Source organism: Streptosporangium longisporum (assembly GCF_039534895.1).
GTDB classification, from domain to species: Bacteria; Actinomycetota; Actinomycetes; order Streptosporangiales; family Streptosporangiaceae; genus Streptosporangium; species Streptosporangium longisporum.
In genome coordinates this window covers 766822-787372 of the sequence record NZ_BAAAWD010000015.1, presented here as the reverse complement: position 1 = coordinate 787372, position 20551 = coordinate 766822, and the positions used below count along the sequence as shown (strand labels likewise).

4 protein-coding genes are annotated in these 20551 nt (G+C 71.7%); all 4 read right to left on the bottom strand.

The genetic code is table 11. The features are described from left to right. Window positions 1–3: 3 nt before the first annotated feature. Window positions 4–9891 carry a beta strand repeat-containing protein gene (locus ABD832_RS29770; protein ID WP_344901489.1) on the bottom strand — a complete coding sequence of 3296 codons (9888 nt, stop codon included), beginning with the start codon at window positions 9889–9891 and terminating at the stop codon, window positions 4–6. Between the two features lie 9 nt (window positions 9892–9900). Beyond that, window positions 9901–11127, bottom strand: coding sequence for a DUF11 domain-containing protein (locus tag ABD832_RS29765; RefSeq protein ID WP_344901486.1), 1227 nt, complete (start codon window positions 11125–11127; stop codon window positions 9901–9903). A 222-nt stretch (window positions 11128–11349) separates the two neighbouring features. Then, window positions 11350–11784 (bottom strand): hypothetical protein, encoded by a 435-nt coding sequence (locus tag ABD832_RS29760; RefSeq protein WP_344901483.1) that lies wholly within the window; start codon window positions 11782–11784, stop codon window positions 11350–11352. Between the two features lie 288 nt (window positions 11785–12072). Then, window positions 12073–20544 carry a beta strand repeat-containing protein gene (locus ABD832_RS29755; protein WP_425582675.1) on the bottom strand — a complete coding sequence of 2824 codons (8472 nt, stop codon included), beginning with the start codon at window positions 20542–20544 and terminating at the stop codon, window positions 12073–12075. Between the last annotated feature and the right edge of the window lie 7 nt (window positions 20545–20551).

Below are 20551 nucleotides of genomic sequence, written 5' to 3'. Positions count from 1 at the left end.
ACCCTATGTCGCGGCACGGCGGTCGTCGGAACGGGTCCTGCGGTCGGGACTGGTCCGGTCGCCGGGAAGCGGGGACCGCCGGGACGTCTGGAGCAGACCGGTGCCGCACCGGCGGTCGTGGGGCCGATGCCACCGCGACGGGTTCCTCCGTTCGCAGCACACCCGCCGCTGCCCGAGGAACTCGACCGTGGTGCACGTCGACGAGCCGGAGCGGATCTCGGCCCTGTGGCCCGTGGTGGCGTCGCCGTCGCCGCCGCCGGCCCGTGAACCGGTCGTCGTGACGGTCGCGGCCGAGGGGTTGGAGCCGGTGACCGCGCCGGGGAAGAGGCTGCCCGAGGCGGTCGCGACGTTCACGATCGCGCCGGAGGCGATGTCGGCGCGGGTGGCCACGTAGGTGCTCGTGCAGGTCGTGGACTCCTGCGGCGCCAGGCTCGTCCGCGGGCAGGTGATCTGTGGTGGTGCCCCCGACGCCGAGGAGATGTCGGTCACGCGCACGTCGCTCAGCGTCGTGTTGCCGGTGTTGACGACCAGGTAGAAGTAGGTGATCGTCCGCCCTTGCCCGGCGGTGCTCGGCTCGGCGCTCTTCAGCAGCGTCAGGGCGGGGGCCGCCACGGTGCTGACCGTCGCGGTCGAGACGTCCGAGACGGCCACGATGCCCAGCCGGGAGGTGCCCGACGCGGTCGCGGTGTTCACGATCGCGCCGACGTCGACGTCGGTCTGGGTGGTGACGTAGGTGCTCGTGCAGGTCGTGGTGTCCTGCGGCACGAGGGTCGTCACCGGGCAGGTGATCGCCGAGGGCGTCCCGGATCCGGTGAAGACGGTGGTCGTCACGCTCACCCCGTTCAGGGTCGTGTTGCCGGTGTTGACGATCAGGTAGGAGTAGGTCAGGGTCCGTCCCGCACCCGTCAGCGCGCTCGGTGACGCCGTCTTCAGCAGCGCCAGGCTGGGAGCCGGCGCGATGGCCACCGCCACCGTGGACGAGGCCGAGGAGACCACCACGGCCGCCAGCGGCGGGGCGACGACCACCGCGGGAGCGGTGTCCGACACACCGGACGCCTGGGCCGTGTTGACGATGCTCCCGGTGTCGATGTCGGCCTGGGTGGTGACGTAGGTGCCGGTGCAGGTCGTGGCCTGCTGCGGCTCCAGCGTCCGCGTCGGGCAGGTGATCGCGCCGGGCGTCCCCGTACCGGAGAACGAGGTGATCGCGACGCTCACCCCGTTCAGGGTCGTGTTGCCGGTGTTGACGATCAGGTAGGAGTAGGTGAGGGTTCGTTCCGCGGCCGTCAGCGTGCTCGGTGACGCCGTCGTCAGCAGCGCCAGGCTGGGAGTCGGCTCCTTGCTGACCGTCGCGGTGGAGGGGGCGGAGGTCACCGCCGGTCCCATGGGTGGCGTGCCCGAGGCGACGGCGCTGTTGACGATCGCGCCGGCGTCGACGTCGGCCTGGGTGGTGACGTACGTGCTCGTGCAGGTCATCGAGTTCTGCGGCGCCAGGGTGGCCGACGGGCAGGTGACCCGCGAGAGCGTACCCGAGCCCGAGAAGAGGATGTCGGTCACGTTGACGCCGCTCAGTGTGGCGTTACCGGTGTTGATGACCCGGTACGAGTAGGTGATCGTCTGGTCCGGCCCGAGCAGCGCCGTCGGGTCGGCGGTCTTGAGCAACGCCAGTTCGGGGGCCGGTTCGGCGATGATCGCCACCGTGGACGGTGCGGAGACGACCGCGGGGCCGGACGGGGGCGTGCCCGTGGCGAGCGCGGTGTTGACGATGGATCCGGTGTTGATGTCGGCCTGGGTGATGACGTAGGTGCCGGTGCAGGTCGTGGTGGCCTGCGGCGCCAGGGTGGTCGCCGGGCAGGTGATCTGGGTCGGCGTGCCGGACCCCGAGGAGGTGTCGGTCACGCTGATACCGGTCAGCGTGGAGTTGCCGGTGTTGACGACGTCGTAGGAGTAGAGCACCGTCCGTCCCGCGGCCGTCACCGTGGTCGGCGACGCCGTCTTGAGCAGCGCCAGGCCGGGAGCCGGCACCTCGACGACCGTCGCGGTGGAGGGGGCGGAGGTCACGACGAGACCGGTGGGCGACGTGCCCGAGGCGGTCGCGGTGTTCACGATGCCGCCGGCGTCGATGTCGGCCTGCGTGGCGATGTACGTGCCGGTGCAGACCGTCCTGGCCTGGGGGGCGAGGGTGGCGGCGGGGCAGGTGACCTGCGGGGGCGTGCCGGTGCCGGAGAAGGCGGTGTCGGTGACGCCCACGTCGGTCAGGGTGGTGTCCCCGGTGTTGACGATCGTGTGGGAGTAGATGATCCGCTGCCCCGCGGCCGTCACCGTGGTCGGCGACGCCGTCTTCAGCAGCGCCAGGCCCGACGTCGGCTCCTTGCCGACCGTCGCGGTGGAGGGGGCGGAGGTCACGACGAGACCGGTGGGCGACGTGCCCGAGACGGTCGCGGTGTTGGTGATGACCCCGGCGTCGATGTCGGCCTGGGTGACGACGTAGGCGCCGGTGCAGGTCGTCGTGGCCTGGGGAGCGAGCGTGGTGACCGGGCAGGTGGCCCGCGGGGGCGTGCCCGACCCCGAGAAGAACGTGCCGGTCAGGGTCACTCCGGTCAGGGTGGTGTTGCCGGTGTTGACGATCACGTACGAGTAGGTGATCGTCTGGCCCGCCTCGGTCGCGGAGGTGGGGGAGGCCGTCTTCAACAGGGCCAGGGCGGGAGCCGTCTCGACGACGACGGTGCCGGTGGAGGGGACGGGGGGCAGGGCGGGGCCCCCGGGCGGTGTGCCGGTGACGGTGGCGGTGCTGACGACGGCTCCGCCGTCCATGTCGGCCTGGGTGACGACGTAGGCGTTGGTGCAGGTGATGCTCTCCCCGGGCGCGAGGACCGTGACGGGGCAGGTGATCGCGGTAGGGGTCCCGGTGCCGGAGAAGGCGGTGGTGGTCATGCTCACGTCCGTCAGGACGGTGTTGCCGGTGTTGGCGACCAGGTAGGAGTAGGTCACCCTCTGCCCGGCCGCGGTCACGGCGGCCGGTGACGCCGTCTTCAGCAGTGCCAGGCCGGGGGCCGGGGTGGCGGTGACCGTGGCGGTGGAGGGGGCCGAGGCGACGGCGGGCCCGACGGGTGGTGTGCCGGTGGCGACGGCGGTGTTGGCGATGGACCCGGCGTCGATGTCGGCCTGGGTGGTGACGTAGGTGCTCGTGCAGGTCGTCGCGTTCTGCGGGACGAGGACGGTGACGGGGCAGGTGATCGCGCTGGGGGTGCCGGTGCCGGAGAAGGCGGTGGTCGTCACGCCCACGCCGGTCAGGGTGGTGTTGCCGGTGTTGGCGATCGCGTACGAGTAGGTGATGGTCTGGCCCGCCTCGGTCGTGGCCGTGGGGAAGGCCGTCTTCAGGAGGATCAGCGCCGGGGCTGCGGTGGCGGTGACCGTGGCGGTGGAGGGGGCGGAGGTCACGGCGGGCCCGACGGGTGGTGTGCCGGTGGCGACGGCGGTGTTGGCGATGGACCCGGTGTCGACGTCGGCCTGGGTGACGACGTACGTGCCGGTGCAGACGGTGATGTCCTGGGGGGCGAGCGTGGTGGCCGGGCAGGTGACCTGCGGGGGCGTGCCGGTGCCGGTGAAGGCGGTGCCGGTGACGCTCACGCCGGTCAGGGTGGTGTTGCCGGTGTTGGTGACCAGGTGGGAGTAGGTCACCGTCTGCCCGGCCGCGGCGACCGTGGTCGGTGAGGCGGTCTTGAGCAGCGCCAGGGTCGGAGCGGCGGTGGCGGTGATCGTGTTGGTCGACGGCGGGGAGGCGACGGCCGGTCCGGTGGGGGGCGTGCCGGTGGCGACCGCGGTGTTGACGATGGTCCCGGCGTTGATGTCGGCCTGGGTGACGGCATAGGTGCTCGTACAGGTGGTGGAGGTCTGCGGGGCGAGCGTGGTGACGGGGCAGGTGATCGGGGTGGGGGTTCCGGTGCCGGTGAAGGCGGTGTCGGCGGCACCGAGGCCGGTCAGGGTGGTGTTGCCGGTGTTGGTGACCAGGTAGGAGTAGGTCACGGTCTGCCCGGCCGCGGTCACCGTGTTCGGCGAGGCGGCCTTGAGCAGGGCCAGGGCGGGAGCGGGAGGAGCGGTGACCGTCGCGGTCGACGGGGCCGAGGTCACGGCCGGTCCGACGGGGGGTGTGCCCGAGGCGACGGCGGTGTTGACGATGCTTCCGGTGTTGATGTCGGCCTGGGTGACGACGTAGGTGCCGGTGCAGGTGGTGTTCTGTCCCGGGGTGAGGACGGTGATCGGGCAGGTGGTCGCGGTGGGGGTTCCCGTTCCGGTGAAGGCGGTGGTGGTGACGTCCACCCCGGTCAGGGTGCTGTTGCCGGTGTTGGCCACCAGGTAGGAGTAGGTCACCGTCTGCCCGGCCGCGGTCACCGTGCTCGGCGACGCCGTCTTCAGCAGCGCCAGGCCGGGGGCCGGATCTTCGGTGACCGTCGCGGTGGACGGGGCGGAGGTCACGACCGGTCCGGTGGGGGGTGTTCCGGTGGCGACGGCGGTGTTGACGATGGTCCCGGTGTCGACGTCGGCCTGGGTGGTGAGGTACGTGCCGGTACAGGTCGTCAGGTCCTGCGGCGCCAGGGTGGTCACCGGGCAGATGATCGTGGGTGGCGTGCCGGTGCCGGAGAAGGCGGTGTCGGTGACGTCCACGCCGGTCAGGGTGGTGTTGCCGGTGTTGGCGACCGTGTACGAGTAGGTGATCGTCTCGCCCGCCTGCGTCGAGGCCGTGGGGAAGGCCGTCTTCAGCAGGGCGATGGCGGGAGCTGACGGGGCGGTGACCGTGGCGGTGGAGGGGGTGGAGGTCACGGCCGGTCCGGTGGGTGGTGTGCCCGTGGCGGTCGCGGTGTTGGCGATGGATCCGGTGTTGATGTCTGCCTGGGTGACGACGTAGGTGCTCGTGCAGGTGGCGTTCTCCCCGGGGGCGAGGACCGTGACCGGGCAGGTGATCGCGGTGGGGGTTCCGGTTCCGGTGAAGGCGGTGGTGGTCACGTCCACGCCGGTCAGGGTGCTGTTGCCGGTGTTGGCGACCAGGTAGGAGTAGGTCACGCTCTGCCCGGCCGCGGCGACCGTGGTCGGTGAGGCGGTCTTGAGGAGGGCGAGGGTGGGAGCGGACGGGGCGGTGACCGTCGCGGTCGACGGGGACGAGGTCACGGCCGGTCCGGTGGGGGGCGTGCCCGTGGCGGTCGCGGTGTTGGCGATGGATCCGGTGTTGATGTCGGCCTGGGTGACGGCGTAGGTGCTCGTGCAGGTGGTGGTGGCCTGGGGGGCCAGGGTCGTGATCGGGCAGGTGATCGGGCTGCCGGTGCCGGTGCCGGTGAAGACGGTGGTCGTCACGTCCACGCCCGTCAGCGTCGTGTTGCCGGTGTTGGCGACCAGGTAGGAGTAGGTCACGACCCGGCCCGCCGTGGTCACCGTGGTCGGCGAGGCCGTCTTGAGCAGCGCCAGGGTCGGGGCGGCGGTGGCGGTGACCGTGGCGGTGGAGGCGGCCGAGGTGACGGCCGGTCCGGTGGGGGGTGTGCCGGTGGCGACGGCGGTGTTGACGATGCTTCCGGTGTTGATGTCGGCCTGGGTGACGGCGTAGGTGCTGGTGCAGGTGGTGGAGGCTTGCGGGGCGAGCGTGGTGACGGGGCAGGAGATCGGGGTGGGGGTGCCGGTTCCGGAAAAGGCGGTGGTCGTGGCGTCCACGCCGGTCAGGGTCGTGTTGCCGGTGTTGGTGATCAGGTAGGAGTAGGTCACGGTCTGCCCGGCGGCGGTCGCCGTGGTCGGTGAGGCGGTCTTCAGCAGGGCGAGGGCGGGAGCGGACGGGGCGCTGACCGTCGCGGTGGACGGGGCGGAGGTCACGGCCGGTCCGGTGGGTGGTGTGCCGGTGGCGACGGCGGTGTTGACGATGGTCCCGGTGTTGATGTCGGCCTGGGTGGTGACGTAGACGTTGGTGCAGGTGGTGTTCTCCCCAGGGGGGAGGACGGTGACCGGGCAGGTGATCGGGGTGGGGGTGCCGGTGCCGGTGAAGGCGGTGGTCGTGACGCCCACACCGGTCAGGGTCGTGTTGCCGGTGTTGGCGACCAGGTAGGAGTAGGTCACGACCCACCCGGCCGCGGCCACCGTGGTCGGTGAGGCGGTCTTCAGCAGGGCGATGGTGGGGGCGGCGGTGGCGGTGACCGTGGCGGTGGAGGGGGTGGAGGTGACGGCTGGTCCGGTGGGTGGTGTGCCGGTGGCGACGGCGGTGTTGACGATGCTTCCGGTGTTGATGTCGGCCTGGGTGACGGTGTAGGTGCTCGTGCAGGTGGTGTTCTGCCCGGGGGGAAGGACGGTGACCGGGCAGGTGACCGCGGTGGGGGTGCCGGTGCCGGAGAAGGCGGTGGTGGTGACGCCCACGCTCGTCAGGGTCGTGTTGCCGGTGTTGAGGATCAGGTAGGAGTAGGTGACGACCCGGCCCGCCGCGGCCACGGTGGTCGGCGAGGCCGTCTTGAGCAGCGCCAGGGTGGGGACGGCGGTCGCGCTGACCGTGGCGGTGGAGGGAGACGAGGTGACGGCTGGTCCGGTCGGGGGTGTTCCCGTGGCGGTGGCGGTGTTGACGATGCTTCCGGTGTTGATGTCGGCCTGGGTGACGGTGTAGGTGCTCGTGCAGGTGGTGTTCTGCCCGGGGGGAAGGACGGTGACCGGGCAGGTGACCGCGGTGGGGGTGCCGGTGCCGGAGAAGGCGGTGGTGGTGACGCCCACGCTCGTCAGGGTCGTGTTGCCGGTGTTGGCGACCAGGTAGGAGTAGGTGACGACCCGGCCCGCCGCGGCCACCGCGGTCGGTGAGGCCGTCTTCAGCAGCGCCAGCGCGGGAGCCGCGGCCAGGGTGACCGTCGCCGTCGACGGGACGGAGGTGACGGCCGGCCTGGTGGGGGGTGTGCCGGTGGCGACGGCGGTGTTGACGATGGATTCCGCGTCGACATCCGCCTGGGTGACGACGTAGGCACCGGTGCAGGTGGTGGAGGCTTGCGGGGCGAGCGTGGTGACCGGGCAGGTGATCGCGGTGGGGGTGCCGGAGGCGGTGGAGACGTCGGTGACGAACACCTCGGTCAGCGTGGTGTTGCCGGTGTTGACGACCGCGTAGGAGTAGGCGATCGTCTGCCCCTCCTGGGTGGCGACCACCGGGAAGGCCGTCTTGAGCACCGCCAGGGCGGGGGCGGCGATGGTGGTGACCGTCGCGGTGGAGGCGGGGGAGCTGACGGCGGGGCCGGTGGGTGGCGTGGCGGTGGCGACGGCGGTGTTGGCGACGGTCCCGGCGTCGATGTCGGCCTGGGTGACGACGTACGTGCTGGTGCAGGTGGTGGAGGCCTGCGGGGCGAGGGTGGTGACGGGGCAGGTGATCGGGGTGGGGGTTCCGGTTCCGGAGAAGGCGGTGGTCGTGACGCCCACGCCCGTCAGCGTCGTGTTGCCGGTGTTGAGCACCAGGTAGGAGTAGGTCACGACCCGGCCCGCCGTGGCCACCGTGGCCGGTGCGGCGGTCTTCAGCAGCGCCAGGCCGGGAGCCGGGGTGGCGGTCACCGTGGCGGTGGAGGGGGCCGAGGTGACGGCCGGTCCGGTGGGGGGTGTGCCCGTGGCGGTCGCGGTGTTGGTGACGGATCCGGCGTCGATGTCGGCCTGGGTGGTGACGTACGTGCTCGTGCAGGTCGTGGTGGCCTGCGGGGCGAGGGTGGTGGCCGGGCAGGTGATCGGGGTGGGGGTTCCGGTTCCGGTGAAGGCGGTGGTGGTCACCCCGACCCCGGTCAGCGTGGTGTTGCCGGTGTTGACGACCGCGTAGGAGTAGGCGATCGCCTGGCCCCCTTGCGTCACGGTCACCGGGAAGGCCGTCTTCAGCACGGCGAGGCTCGGAGCGGAAAAGGCGCTGACCGTGGCGGCGGAGGGGGTGGAGGTCACCGCCGACCCCGACGGTGATGTGGCGGCGGCGACGGCGGTGTTGGCGATGGCTCCGGCGTTGATGTCGGCCTGGGTGGTGACGTACGTGCTCGTGCAGGTGGTGGAGGTCTGCGGGGCGAGGGTGGTGGCCGGGCAGGTGATCGGGGTGGGGGTTCCGGTTCCGGTGAAAGCGGTGGTCGTGATGCCCACGCCGGTCAGGGTGAGGTTGCCGGTGTTGACGATCGCGTAGGAGTAGGTCACGGTCCGTCCGGCGGCGGTCACGGTGATCGGTGAGGCGGTCTTCAGCAGGGCCAGGCCGGAGGCCGGGGTGGCGGTCACCGTCGCGGTCGACGGGGCGGAGGTCATGGCGGTCCCGGTGGGGGGTGTGCCCGAGGCGGTCGCGGTGTTGGTGATCGTCCCGGCGTCGATGTCGGCCTGGGTGACGACGTAGGTGCCGGTGCAGGTGGTGGAGGTCTGCGGGGCGAGGGTGGTGGCCGGGCAGGTGATCGGGGTGGGGGTTCCGGTTCCGGTGAAGGCGGTGGTGGTGACGCCCACGCCGGTCAGCGTGAGGTTGCCGGTGTTGACGACCAGGTAGGAGTAGGTCACGGTCGGCCCGGCGGCCGTCACCGTGGCCGGTGAGGCCGTCTTCAGCAGGGCGAGACCGGGGCTGGAGATGACGCCCACCGTGGCGGTCGAGGAGGCGGAGGTGACGGCGGGCCCGGTGCGGGGTGTGCCGGTGGCGACGGCGGTGTTGGTGATCGTCCCGGCGTCGATGTCGGCCTGGGTGAGGACGTAGGTGCTCGTGCAGGTGGTGGTGGCCTGCGGGGCGAGGGTGGTGGCCGGGCAGGTGATCGGGGTGGGGGTTCCGGTGCCGGTGAAGGCGACGGTGGTCACCCTGACCCCGGTCAGGGTGAGGTTGCCGGTGTTGACGATCGCGTAGGAGTAGGTCACGGTCCGTCCGGCGGCGGTCACGGTGATCGGTGAGGCGGTCTTCAGCAGGGCGAGACCGGGAGCCGGGGTGGCGGTCACCGTCGCGGTGGAGGAGGCGGAGGTGATGGCGGCCCCGGTGGGGGGTGTGCCGGTGGCGACGGCGGTGTTGACGACGCTCCCGGCGTCGACGTCGGCCTGGGTGACGGCGTACACGTTCGTGCAGGTGGTGGTGGCCTGCGGGGCGAGCGTGGTGACGGGGCAGGTGATCGGGGTGGGGGTGCCGGTTCCGGTGAAGGCGGTGGTGGTCAGCCTGATGCCGGTCAGCGTGGTGTTGCCGGTGTTGACGATCGCGTAGGAGTAGGTCACGGTCCGTCCGGCGGCGGTCACGGTGATCGGTGAGGCGGTCTTCAGCAGGGCCAGGCCGGGAGCCGGGGTGGCGGTCACCGTCGCGGTGGAGGAGGCGGAGGTGATGGCGGCCCCGGTGGGGGGTGTGCCGGTGGCGGTCGCGGTGTTGACGACGCTCCCGGCGTCGACATCGGCCTGCGTGACGACGTAGGTGCCGGTGCAGGTCGTCGAGGCCTGCGGCGCCAGCGTCGTCACCGGGCAGGTGGTCGCCGGTGGTGTTCCCGAACCCGAGAAGGACGTACCCGTCACCGTCACCCCGGTCAGCGTGGTGTTGCCGGTGTTGACGATCAGGTAGGAGTACGTCACCCTCTGTCCCGCCGCCACCACTATGGTCGGCGAGGCCGTCTTCAGCAGTGCCAGGCCGGGTGCGGAGGCGACGCTCACCGTGGCGGTGGAGGGGGCGGAGGTGACGTCCGGTCCGGTACCGATGGGTGGCGTGCCCGAGGCGATCGCGGTGTCGGCGATGGCTCCGGCGTCGATGTCGGCCTGGGTGACGACGTAGGTGCTCGTGCAGGTCGTCGATTCCTGCGCCACCAGCATTCCCGTGGGGCAGACGACCGCGGAATGCGGACCCGTACCGGAGAAGGCGGTCTCGATGATCCTCACGTCGGAGAGAGGCGTCCTGCCCGTGTTGGTGATGAAGTAGGAGTAGGTCACGGTCTGCCCCTAGGCCGTCACCGTGCCCGGTGAGACCGTCTTCAGCATCGCCAGCGTCGAGACCGGCTCGGGGGCGGCCAGCGGGATGTTCTCGGCGGGCACGCTGACCCGGGAGGCCGTGCCGGAACCGGAGAACTCGACGGTCGTGCCGGTGTCGGCGGCCGTGCCGGGGGAGTCGGCCCCGAGGGTGACGCGGAACCTCACGGACGTGGACCGGCCCGGGGCCAGGCTGCCGCCGCTGACGGCGTTCGCCCCGGTGCCCAGCCGTACCCGGACCCGGTCGCCGGCGAAGTCTCCCTGGTCGTCGCCGGTACGGTCGGTCTTGGGCCCGACGCCGGGGCCGGTCGCCACGGAGATGCTCCCGGGGACGAAGACGGTGTCGGCGGGGATCGGGGCGGTGAGCACCACGCCGACGGCGGTGTCGTCCCCGGTGTTGGTCGCGGTGACGGTGTACTCCAGCACCGACCCCGGCGCGGGGTCGCCCCCGCCGACCACCATGGCGGACCTGGTCGACCGGACGTACGCCTGGCGGATCGTTCGGGTGCCCGCGATCGCGTCCGCCCGCTCGCCGGCCTGCGTGCGGGCTTTCCCGCTCGGGCGGCCCGGCCCGGTCCCGCTCTCGGCCTCGGCCTCGGCCTCGGCCTCGGTATCGGCCTTGGTCTCGGTCCCGGTCCCGGTCCCGCTTCCGCTTCCGGTCTCGGATCCGGTTTCGGTCCTGGTCTCGGCCTGAGGCCCGCCCTCGACCCCGGTCCCGGCTGCGGTCTCGGCCCCGGTCTCGGTCCCGGTCTTGGTCCCGGTCTTGCCGGACGGGGCGCCGGTGGTGGCGGGGTGGGGGGAGGTGTCTCGGCAGGTGGTTCCGGCGTGGGTGTCGACCGTCGGGATGTACAGCTTCGTGCCGGAGGTGCGTACGGCGTAGCGGATCGAGACGTCGTCCCCGGCGGGCACGTCGCCCGTCCATCTGAGCAGGGAATCGTCGTGGGACAGCGTGCCGGAGGTCGTCAGTGTCTCGCCGACGGTGGTGGCGCCGGGGACCGCGGAGAGGTTCTCGGCGAAGCGTGCCGCCTTGGCGCCGGTGTCGCCGGTGTTGGCCACGTGCACGGTGATGATCGTCCGGGCGCCGTCGCGGTGCGCCTGCCGGGTCAGGCGCAGTGACGGTCCGGTCCTGCCCTGGCCGCAGGTGATCTCGAACGCGGGGACGTCCTTCGGGTCGCCGGTCAGGGCGAGGGCATGCGCCATCGGCCCCAGGCCGACCGCGCACACCATGAACCCAGACAGAGCGTTTCCAAGAACGCCTCTGCGCGTACACGTCCAGAGCAGCACGGCCGACCTCCCGCAGGAATTCCGACAAATAACGCCGAATCATCAAGCGGGGGGCCGATGCGGTCGTGATGCGCGGGACCCGGCCCGGCGACCGCCGAGCCGGGTCACGTCGTCAGGCCCTCGGGACAGGCCGGGCCGTCAGGACACGAGGCTGATCCCCGGCATGGGGCAGAGCATCTCCTTCTTCGCCTGGAACTCCTTCTTCGCGCTCCAGGGGACCGTCTTGCCCGGGGGAACGGTCACGAGTGCCTGGGCGTAGTCCAGCGTCGTCGCCTTGGTGGTGGTGAAGTACACGACGATCTTGTAGGTGACGGGCTTCTTCCCGGGGTTCCTCGCCGTTCCCTGGGCACCCCAGCCGCCCGGTACGGCCGCGCACTTGGTCTGCACGACGTTCTGGCGGACGCGGGGCTCGTTGGCCAGCTGCGTCGGCAGCGGATTCGCCACGATCTCCTCGGGGGTCGGTACCGCGGCCGGCTTCTCCTCGGAGATCGCCGCGACCTTGCGCATGGGCTCCTCGTCCGCGAAACATCCGGCGGCCAGCATGGAGACCATTATCAGCGCAGAGACTTTCACCGTCGAAGATGATGTGCATTTCATGTTCACGACCGGCTCCCGCCATATCGATTGGTTCGTTGTCGTTCGGTTCGTCGGCGGACACGGCACCAGGGCGTCGGGCCGGAAACGTCCGCCGGCCGCTCCGGAATCGCGGTACCACCTGGTGCGACGCATTCGATGACCGCCGAGACCGTTTATTCATGATTTTCATGAGAGGTGATGTCTCATATCATGCACGATGGTGCGGACGCTCCCGGCAGGCGACATTCTTCGTTGTCCGTCGCTGACCGCCTTTTGAGGCAATGTTCACGCTCGGCCGTTCTTTTCCCTCCCGTGCTCGCCGCCCGCCCGCGTGACACGATCCCCCGCGAGGGCGGCGTCACGGCCGTGCTCCTTCGGGTGCGGGCGGGAGTGGTGGAACAGGCCGGTGCCGCACCCGCGGCCGTGGGCCCGATGCCACCGCGACGGGTGCCTCCGCTCGCAGCAGACCCGCCGCTCGCCGAGGAACTCGACCGTGGTGCACGTCGACGAGTCGGAGCGGATCCCGGCCTTACGGCCCGTCGCGTCGCCGTCGCCGCCACCTCCCGAAGCGGTCGTCGTGACCGTCGCGGCCGAGGGGTTGGAGCTGGTGACCGCGCCGGGGAACAGGCTGCCCGAGGCCGTCGCGGTGTTCACGATCGCACCGGAGCGGATGTCGGCCCGGGTGGCCACGTAGGTGCTCGTGCAGATCGTCGAGTCCTGCGGCGCCAGCCTCGTCTGCGGGCAGACGATCTGCGGCGGTGTTCCCGACGCCGAGGACAGGTCGGTCACGCCCACCCCGTTCAGCGTCGAGTTGCCGGTGTTGACGACCAGGTAGAAGTAGGTGATCGTCTGCCCCTCCCTGACCGTGCTCGGCGACGCGCTCTTCAGCAGCGTCAGGGCGGGGGTCGGCACGGCGGTGACCGTCGCGGCCGACACGTCCGAGGTCGCCACGATGCCCAGCCGGGAGACGCCCGAGGCCGTCGCGGCGTTCACGATCGCGCCGGCGTCGACGTCGGCCTGGGTGGTGACGTAGGTGTTCGTGCAGGTCGTCGAGTCCTGCGGCGCCAGCGTCGTCACCGGGCAGGTGATCGCCGAGGGCGTTCCGGTGCCCGTGAAGACGGTGGTCGTCACGTCCACCCCGCTCAGCCTCGTGTTGCCGGTGTTGACGATCAGGTACGAGTAGGTGATCGTCTGCCCCGGCGCCGTCAGCGTGCTCGGCGCGGCCGTCTTCAGCAGCGCCAGGCTGACGACCGGCAGGACGGTCACCGCCACCGTGGACGGGGCCGAGGCCACCACCACGACCGCCCGGGGGAGGGCGGCGGCCACGGGGCCCGAGTCCGAGACGCCCGAGGCCTGGGCGGTGTTGACGACGGTCCCGGCCTCGATGTCCTCCTGCGTGGAGACGTAGCTGCTCGTGCAGCTCGTGGACTCCTGCGGTTGCAGCGTCCGCGTCGGGCAGGTGATCACGCCGGGCGTTCCCGTGCCGGAGAACGACGTGTCCCGCACGTCCACCTGGGTCAGGGTCGTGTTGCCGGTGTTGACGATCAGGTAGGAGTAGATCAGGGTCCGTCCCGCGGCCGTCAGGACGCTCGGCGACACCGTCTTCAGCAGCGCCAGGCTGGGAGCCGGCCCCCCGCTGACCGTCGAGGTTGACGGCTCGGAGGTGATGACGGGGCCGAAGGGCGGGGTGCCCGTGGCGACCGCGGTGTTGATGATCGCGCCGGCGTTGACGTCGGCCTGGGTGGTGACGTAGGTGCTCGTGCAGGTGAACGTGTCCTGCGGCGCCAGGGTCGTCGCCGGGCAGGTGATCTGCGGGGGCGTGCCCGACCCCGAGAAGGAGGTGTCCGTCACGCTCACGCCGCTGAGCGTCGCGTTGCCGGTGTTGAGGACCCGGTACGAGTACGTGATCGTCTGGTTCGGCCCCAGCAGCGCCGTCGGGTCCGCCGTCTTCAGCAGCGCCAGGTCGGGTGCCGGCTCGACCTCGACCGTCACCGTGGACGGGCCGGAGGCCACCGCCGGGCCCGAGGGGGGCGTGCCCGTGGCGATCGCGGTGTTGACGATGGATCCGGCGTTGATGTCGACCTGGGTGGTGACGTAGGTGCCGGTGCAGGTCGTGGTGTCCTGCGGCGCGAGCGTCGTGACCGGGCAGGTGATCTGGGTCGGCGCGCCGGACCCCGAGGAGGTGTCCGTCACGCCCACGCCGGTCAGCGTCGCGTTGCCGGTGTTGACGATGTCGTAGGAGTAGAGCACCGTCCGTCCCGCGGCGGCCACCGTGCTCGGCGAGGCCGTCTTCAGCAGCGCCAGGCCGGGGGCCGTCGCGGCCGTGACCGTCGCGGTGGACGGGTTGGAGATCAGCACCTGCCCTCCCGGGGAGGTCGCGGTGGCGGTCGCGGTGTTGACGATCGTTCCGGCGTTGACGTCGGCCTGGGTGGTGACGTACCTGCTCGTGCAGGCGGTGGAGCCCTGTGGCGCGAGCGTCGTGACCGGGCAGGTGACCACCGGGGGCGTGCCGGAGCCCGAGAAGAAGCTGTCCCGCACCTCCACACCGGTCAGCGTCGCGTTGCCGGCGTTGGTGACCAGGTACGTGTAGGTCACGGTCACCCCGGGTGCCGTGATCGTGCCCGGCTCCGCCGTCTTGGACAGGATCAGGCCGGTGATCACCTCGACGGCGACCGTGGTCGAGGACAGGGGGGAGGTCACCGGGGAGCCCCCCACCGGGGTGCCCGAGGCGACCGCGGTGTTGGTGATCGTCCCGGCGTTGATGTCGGCCTGGGTGACCAGGTAGGTGCCCGTGCAGGTCGTCGCGCCGTCCGGCGCCAGCGTCACCGCCGGGCAGGTGATGACGGGAGGCCCGCCCGACCCCGTGAAGAAGGTGTCGGTCACGTTCACGCCGGTCAGCGTCCGGTTGCCGGTGTTGACGACCGCGTACGAGTACGTGATCGTCTGTCCCGCCTGCGACACGACCGACGGGGAGGCCGACTTCGACAGCGTCAGGGTCGCGAACAGCTCCGCGGCGACCGTCGCGGTGGACGGCTCGGAGCTCACCGGGGGACCCACCGGCGGGGTGCCCGACGCGACCGCGGTGTTGACGATCGCGCCGGCGTCGACGTCGTCCTGGGTGGTGACGTAGGTGCCCGTGCAGGTCGTCGTGGCCTGCGGCACCAGCGTCCGCACCGGGCAGGTGATCTGCGGGGGCGTCCCGGTGCCGGAGAAGTCGGTGTCCACCACGGTCAGGGCGGTCAGCGTCGTGTTGCCGGTGTTGACGATCGCGTACGAGTACGTCACGGTTCCCGCCTCTCCCGGCCGTGCCACCGTCCTGGGCGACGCGGTCTTCAGCAGCGCCAGGCTGGGGGCGGGCTCGGCGGTCACCACCACCGTCGACGGGTCCGAGGTCACCACGGCGGCCGCCGACGGCTCCGCCAGGCTCACGGCGGAGGTCAGCACGGTCTCACCCGGCGGTACGCCCGCGGCCACCGCGGTGTTGACGATCACGCCGGCGTCGACGTCGGCCTGGGTGGTGACGTACGTGCTGGTGCAGGTGGTGGTCTCCTGCGGGGCGAGCGTGGTGACCGGGCAGACGATCACGCCGGGCGTCCCGGTGCCCGAGAAGGTGACGTCCGCCACGGTCACCCCGGTCAGCGTCAGGTTCCCGGTGTTGACGACCGCGTAGGAGTAGACCACCTCGCGTCCCGCCGCCGTCACCGTGCTCGGCGAGGCCGTCTTCAGCAGCGCCAGGCTGGGGGCGGGCTCGCCCGTGATCGCCACCGTGGACGGGGCCGAGGTCACCGGGGGACCCACCGGCGGGGTGGCCGACGCCGTGGCGGTGTTGACGATGACCCCGGCGTTGACGTCGGCCTGGGTGGTGATGTAGGTGCCGGTGCAGACGACGGTGTCCTGCGGTGCCAGCGTGGTGACCGGGCAGGTGATCACCGGCGGTGTCCCGGTGCCGGAGAAGGACGTGTCGGTCGCGCTCACGCCGGTCAGCGTGGTGTTGCCGGTGTTGACGACCGTGTAGGAGTAGGTCACGGGCCGGTCCGCCGCCGTGAACGTGCTCGGGGACGCCGTCTTCAGCAGTGCCAGGGCGGGAGCCGCCACCTCGACGACCGTCGCGGTCGACGGCTCGGAGGTCACGACGGCCCCGGCGGGCGTGGTGCCCGAGGCGACCGCGGTGTTCACCACGCCACCGGCGTCGATGTCGGCCTGGGTGATCAGGTACGTGCTCGTGCAGGTGACGGTGTCCTGCGGTGCCAGCGTGACGGCCGGGCAGGTGATCACCGGGGCGGGCCCGGTGCCGGTGAAGGCGGTGTCGTTGACGTCCACGCCGGTCAGGGTGGCGTTGCCGGTGTTGACGATCGTGTAGGAGTAGGTCACCTGCCGTCCCGCCGCGGTCACCACGCTCGGTGTCACCGTCTTCAGCAGTGCCAGGCCGGGAGCCGCCTCCCCGCCGACCGTCGCGGTGGACGGATCGGAGACCACCGCGGGACCGGTGGGCGGTGTGCCGGTGGCGACGGCGGTGTTGGTGATGGATCCGGCGTCGATGTCGGCCTGGGTGGTGACGTAGGTGCCGGTGCAGACGGTCGTGTCCTGGGGGTTCAGGACGGTGACGGGGCAGGTGATCACCGGGGCGGGCCCGGTGCCGGTGAAGGCGGTGTCGATCACGCCGACGTCGGTCAGCGTGGCGTTGCCGGTGTTGATGATCGTGTAGGAGTAGGTCAGGGACCGTCCGGCGGCGGTCACCGCGCTGGGCGACACCGTCTTCAGCAGCGCCAGGCCGGGAGCCGCCTCCACGACGACCGTCACGGTGGACGGGTCGGAGGTCACCGCCGGGCCCTCCGGAGGAGTGCCGGTGGCGAGGGCGGTGTTGACGATGGCCCCGGCGTTGATGTCGGCCTGGGTGATGACGTACGTGCTGTTGCAGACGACGGCGTCCTGGGGGGCGAGCGTGGTGACCGGGCAGGTGATCGCCGGGTTGGGCCCGGTTCCGGTGAAGGTGGTGTCGGTGACGTTCACGCCGGTCAGGGTGGCGTTGCCGGTGTTGACGACAAGATAGGCGTAGATGACCGTCCGCCCGGCGGCGGCCACCGTGGCCGGTGCCGCGGTCTTCAGCAGGGCCAGGCTGGGAGCCGGTGTGGCGGTCACCGTCGCGGTGGAGGGATCGGAGACGACGGCCGGTCCGGTGGGCGGTGTGCCGGTGGCGAGGGCGGTGTTGACGATGCCTCCGGCGTCGATGTCGGCCTGGGTGGTGACGTAGGTGCTGGTGCAGGTGGTGGTGTCCTGGGGGGCGAGCGTGACGGCCGGGCAGGTGATCACCGGGGCGGGGCCGCTGCCGGAGAAGGACGTGCCGGTCACGTCCACCCCGGTCAGCGTCACGTTGCCGGTGTTGACCACGAGGTAGGAGTAGACCACCGTGCGGCCCGCGGCCGCCACCGTGGTCGGCGAGGCCGTCTTCAGCAGCGCCACGCCGGGAGCCGGTGTGGCGGTGATCGTGGCGGTGGACGGGGCGGAGGTCGCGACCGTCCCGCCGGGGGAGGTGCCGGTGGCGGTGGCGGTGTTGACGACGGTCCCGGCGTCGATGTCGGCCTGGGTGGTGACGTAGGTGCCGGTGCAGGTGGTGGTGTCCTGCGGCGCCAGGGTGACGGCCGGGCAGGTGATCACGGGAGGTGTGCCGGTGCCGGAGAAGGTGGTGTCGGTGACGTCCACCCCGGTCAGCGTCGTGTTGCCGGTGTTGAAGACCAGGTAGGAGTAGTCCACCGTCTGCCCGGCCGCGGTCACCGTGTTCGGTGTCCCCGTCTTCAGCAGTGCCAGGTCGGGAGCGGGGGTGATGGTGACCGTGGCGGTCGACGGCGGGGCCGCTATGAGGGAGCCCCCGGGAGGCGTGGCGGTCGCGGTGGCGATGTTGACGACGGCCCCGGCGTCGACGTCGGCCTGGGTGACGACGTAGGTGCTGGTGCAGGTGGTGGTGTCCTGGGGGGCGAGGGTGGTGACCGGGCAGGTGATCACCGGAGGCGTGCCGGTGCCGGAGAAGACGCTCTCGGTCACGTCCACCCCGTTCAGGGTGGTGTTGCCGGTGTTGACCAGCAGGTAGGAGTAGACCACGGTCCGCCCGGCGGCGATCACCGTGGTCGGCGACGCCGTCTTCAGCAGGGCCAGCTCGGGGTCGGGCGTGGCGGTCACCGTCGCGGTGGAGGGATCGGAGGTCACGGCCGGTCCGGTGGGCGGTGTGCCCGACGCCGTCGCGGTGTTGGTGACGGTCCCGGTGTCGACGTCGGCCTGGGTGAGGACATAGCTGCCGGTGCAGGTGGTGGCCTCCTGGGGAGCGAGGGTGGTGACCGGGCAGGTGACCACCGGGGCGGTGCCCGAGCCGGTGAAGGCGGTGGTGGTGACGTCCACGCCGGTCAGGGTGGTGTTGCCGGTGTTGGTGACCAGGTGTTCGTAGGTGATCGTCTGCCCGGCGGCGGTCGCCGTGGCCGGTGACGCCGTCTTCAGCAGGGCCAGGGCGGGAGCGGCGATGACGGCGACCGTGGCGGTGGACGGGTCGGAGGTCACGGCCGGTCCGGTGGGGGGCGTGCCGGTGGCGGTCGCGGTGTTGACGATGGTCCCGGCGTCGATGTCGGCCTGCGTGGTCACGTAGGTGTTGCTGCAGACCGTCCTGGCCTGCGGTGCCAGCGTGGTGACCGGGCAGGTGATCGCGGTCGGGGTGCCGGTGCCGGTGAAGGCGGTGGTGGCCACGTCCACGCCGGTCAGGGTGGTGTTGCCGGTGTTGGCGACCAGGTAGGCGTACGTCACCGTCTGCCCGGCCGCGGTCACCGTGGTCGGCGACGCGGTCTTCAGCAGCGCCAGGGTGGGAGCGGGGGGAATGGTGACCGTCGCGGTCGACGACGGGGAGGCGATGGCGGGCCCGGTGGGCGGCGTGCCGGTGGCGACCGCGGTGTTGACGATGGTCCCCGCGTCGACGTCGGCCTGCGTGGTGACGTACGTGCCCGTGCAGGTCGTCAGGTCCCGCGGGGCGAGCGTGGTGACCGGGCAGGTGATCACGGGAGGTGTGCCGGCGCCGGAGAAGGCGGTGTCGGTGACGTCCACGCCGGTCAGGGTGGTGTTGCCGGTGTTGACCAGCAGGTAGGAGTAGGTCACCGTCCGCCCCGCGGCGGCCAGCGTGGCCGGCGAGGCCGTCTTCAGCAGGGCCAGGTTGGGGTCGGCCGTGATGGTCACCGTCGCGGTGGAGGCGTCGGAGGTCACGGCGGGTCCGGTGGGCGGTGTGCCGGTGGCGGTGGCGGTGTTGACGACGGTCCCGGCGTCGACGTCGGCCTGGGTGAGGACGTACGTGCTGGTGCAGGTCGTCGAGTCCTGGGGAGCGAGGGTGGTGACCGGGCAGACGATCGCGGTGGGGGTGCCGGTGCCGGTGAAGGCGGTGGTGGTCACGTCCACCCCGGTCAGGGTGGTGTTGCCGGTGTTGGTGACCAGGTAGGCGTAGGTGATGGTCTGCCCGGCCGCGGTCGCCGTGTTCGGTGAGGCCGTCTTCAGCAGCGCCACGGCGGGAGCGGCGACGGCGGTGATCGTGTTGGTCGACGGCGGGGAGGCGACGGCCGGTCCGGCGGGCGGGGTGCCGGTGGCGACGGCGGTGTCGACGATCGTCCCGGCGTCGATGTCGGCCTGGGTGACGACGTAGGTGTTGCTGCAGACCGTCCTGGCCTGCGGTGCCAGCGTGGTGACCGGGCAGGTGATCGCGGTGGGCGTGCCGGTGCCGGTGAAGGCGGTCTCGGTGACGTCCACGCCGGTCAGGGTGGTGTTGCCGGTGTTGGAGACCAGGTAGGCGTACGTCACCGTCTGCCCGGCCGCGGTCACCGTGTTGGGTGTCCCCGTCTTCAGCAGCGCCAGGGTGGGAGCTGCAGGAGCGGCGACCGTCGCGGTCGACGGGTCGGAGGTCACGGCCGGTCCGACGGGGGGCGTGCCGGTGGCGGTCGCGGTGTTGACGATGCTCCCGGCGTCGATGTCGTCCTGGGTGGTCACGTAGGTGTTCGTGCAGGTCGTCATGTCCTGCGGGGCGAGCGTGGTGACCGGGCAGGTGATCGCGGTGGGCGTGCCGGTGCCGGTGAAGGCGGTGGTGGTCACGGTCACCCCCGTCAGGGTGGCGTTGCCGGTGTTCACGACCATGTAGGAGTAGGTCACGGTCCGCCCGGCGGCGGTCACCGTGCTCGGCGACGCCGTCTTCAGCAGCGCCAGGCGAGGAGCCGGGTCCCCGGTGACGGTCGCGGTGGACGGGTCGGAGGTGACGGCCGGTCCGGTGGGCGGTGTGCCCGAGGCGGTGGCGGTGTTGGTGACGGTCCCGGCGTCGATGTCGGCCTGGGTGGTGACGTAGGTGTTCGTGCAGGTCGTCGAGTCCTGCGGGGCGAGGGTGGTGACCGGGCAGACGATCGCGGTCGGGGTGCCGGTGCCGGTGAAGGCCGTGGTGGTCACGCCCACCCCGGTCAGGGTGAGGTTTCCGGTGTTGACGATCGCGTACGAGTAGGTGATCGTCTCGCCCGCCTGTGTCGAGGCCGTGGGGAAGGCCGTCTTCAGCAGGGCGATGGCGGGAGCGGCGATGACGGTGATCGTGGCGGCCGACGGGTCGGAGGTGACGGCGGGTCCGGTGGGTGGTGTGCCGGTGGCGGTGGCGGTGTTGACGATGGTCCCGGCGTTGATGTCGGCCTGGGTGGTGACGTAGGTGTTGGTGCAGGTGGTGGAGGCGCGGGGGGCGAGGGTGGTGACCGGGCAGACGATCGCGGTG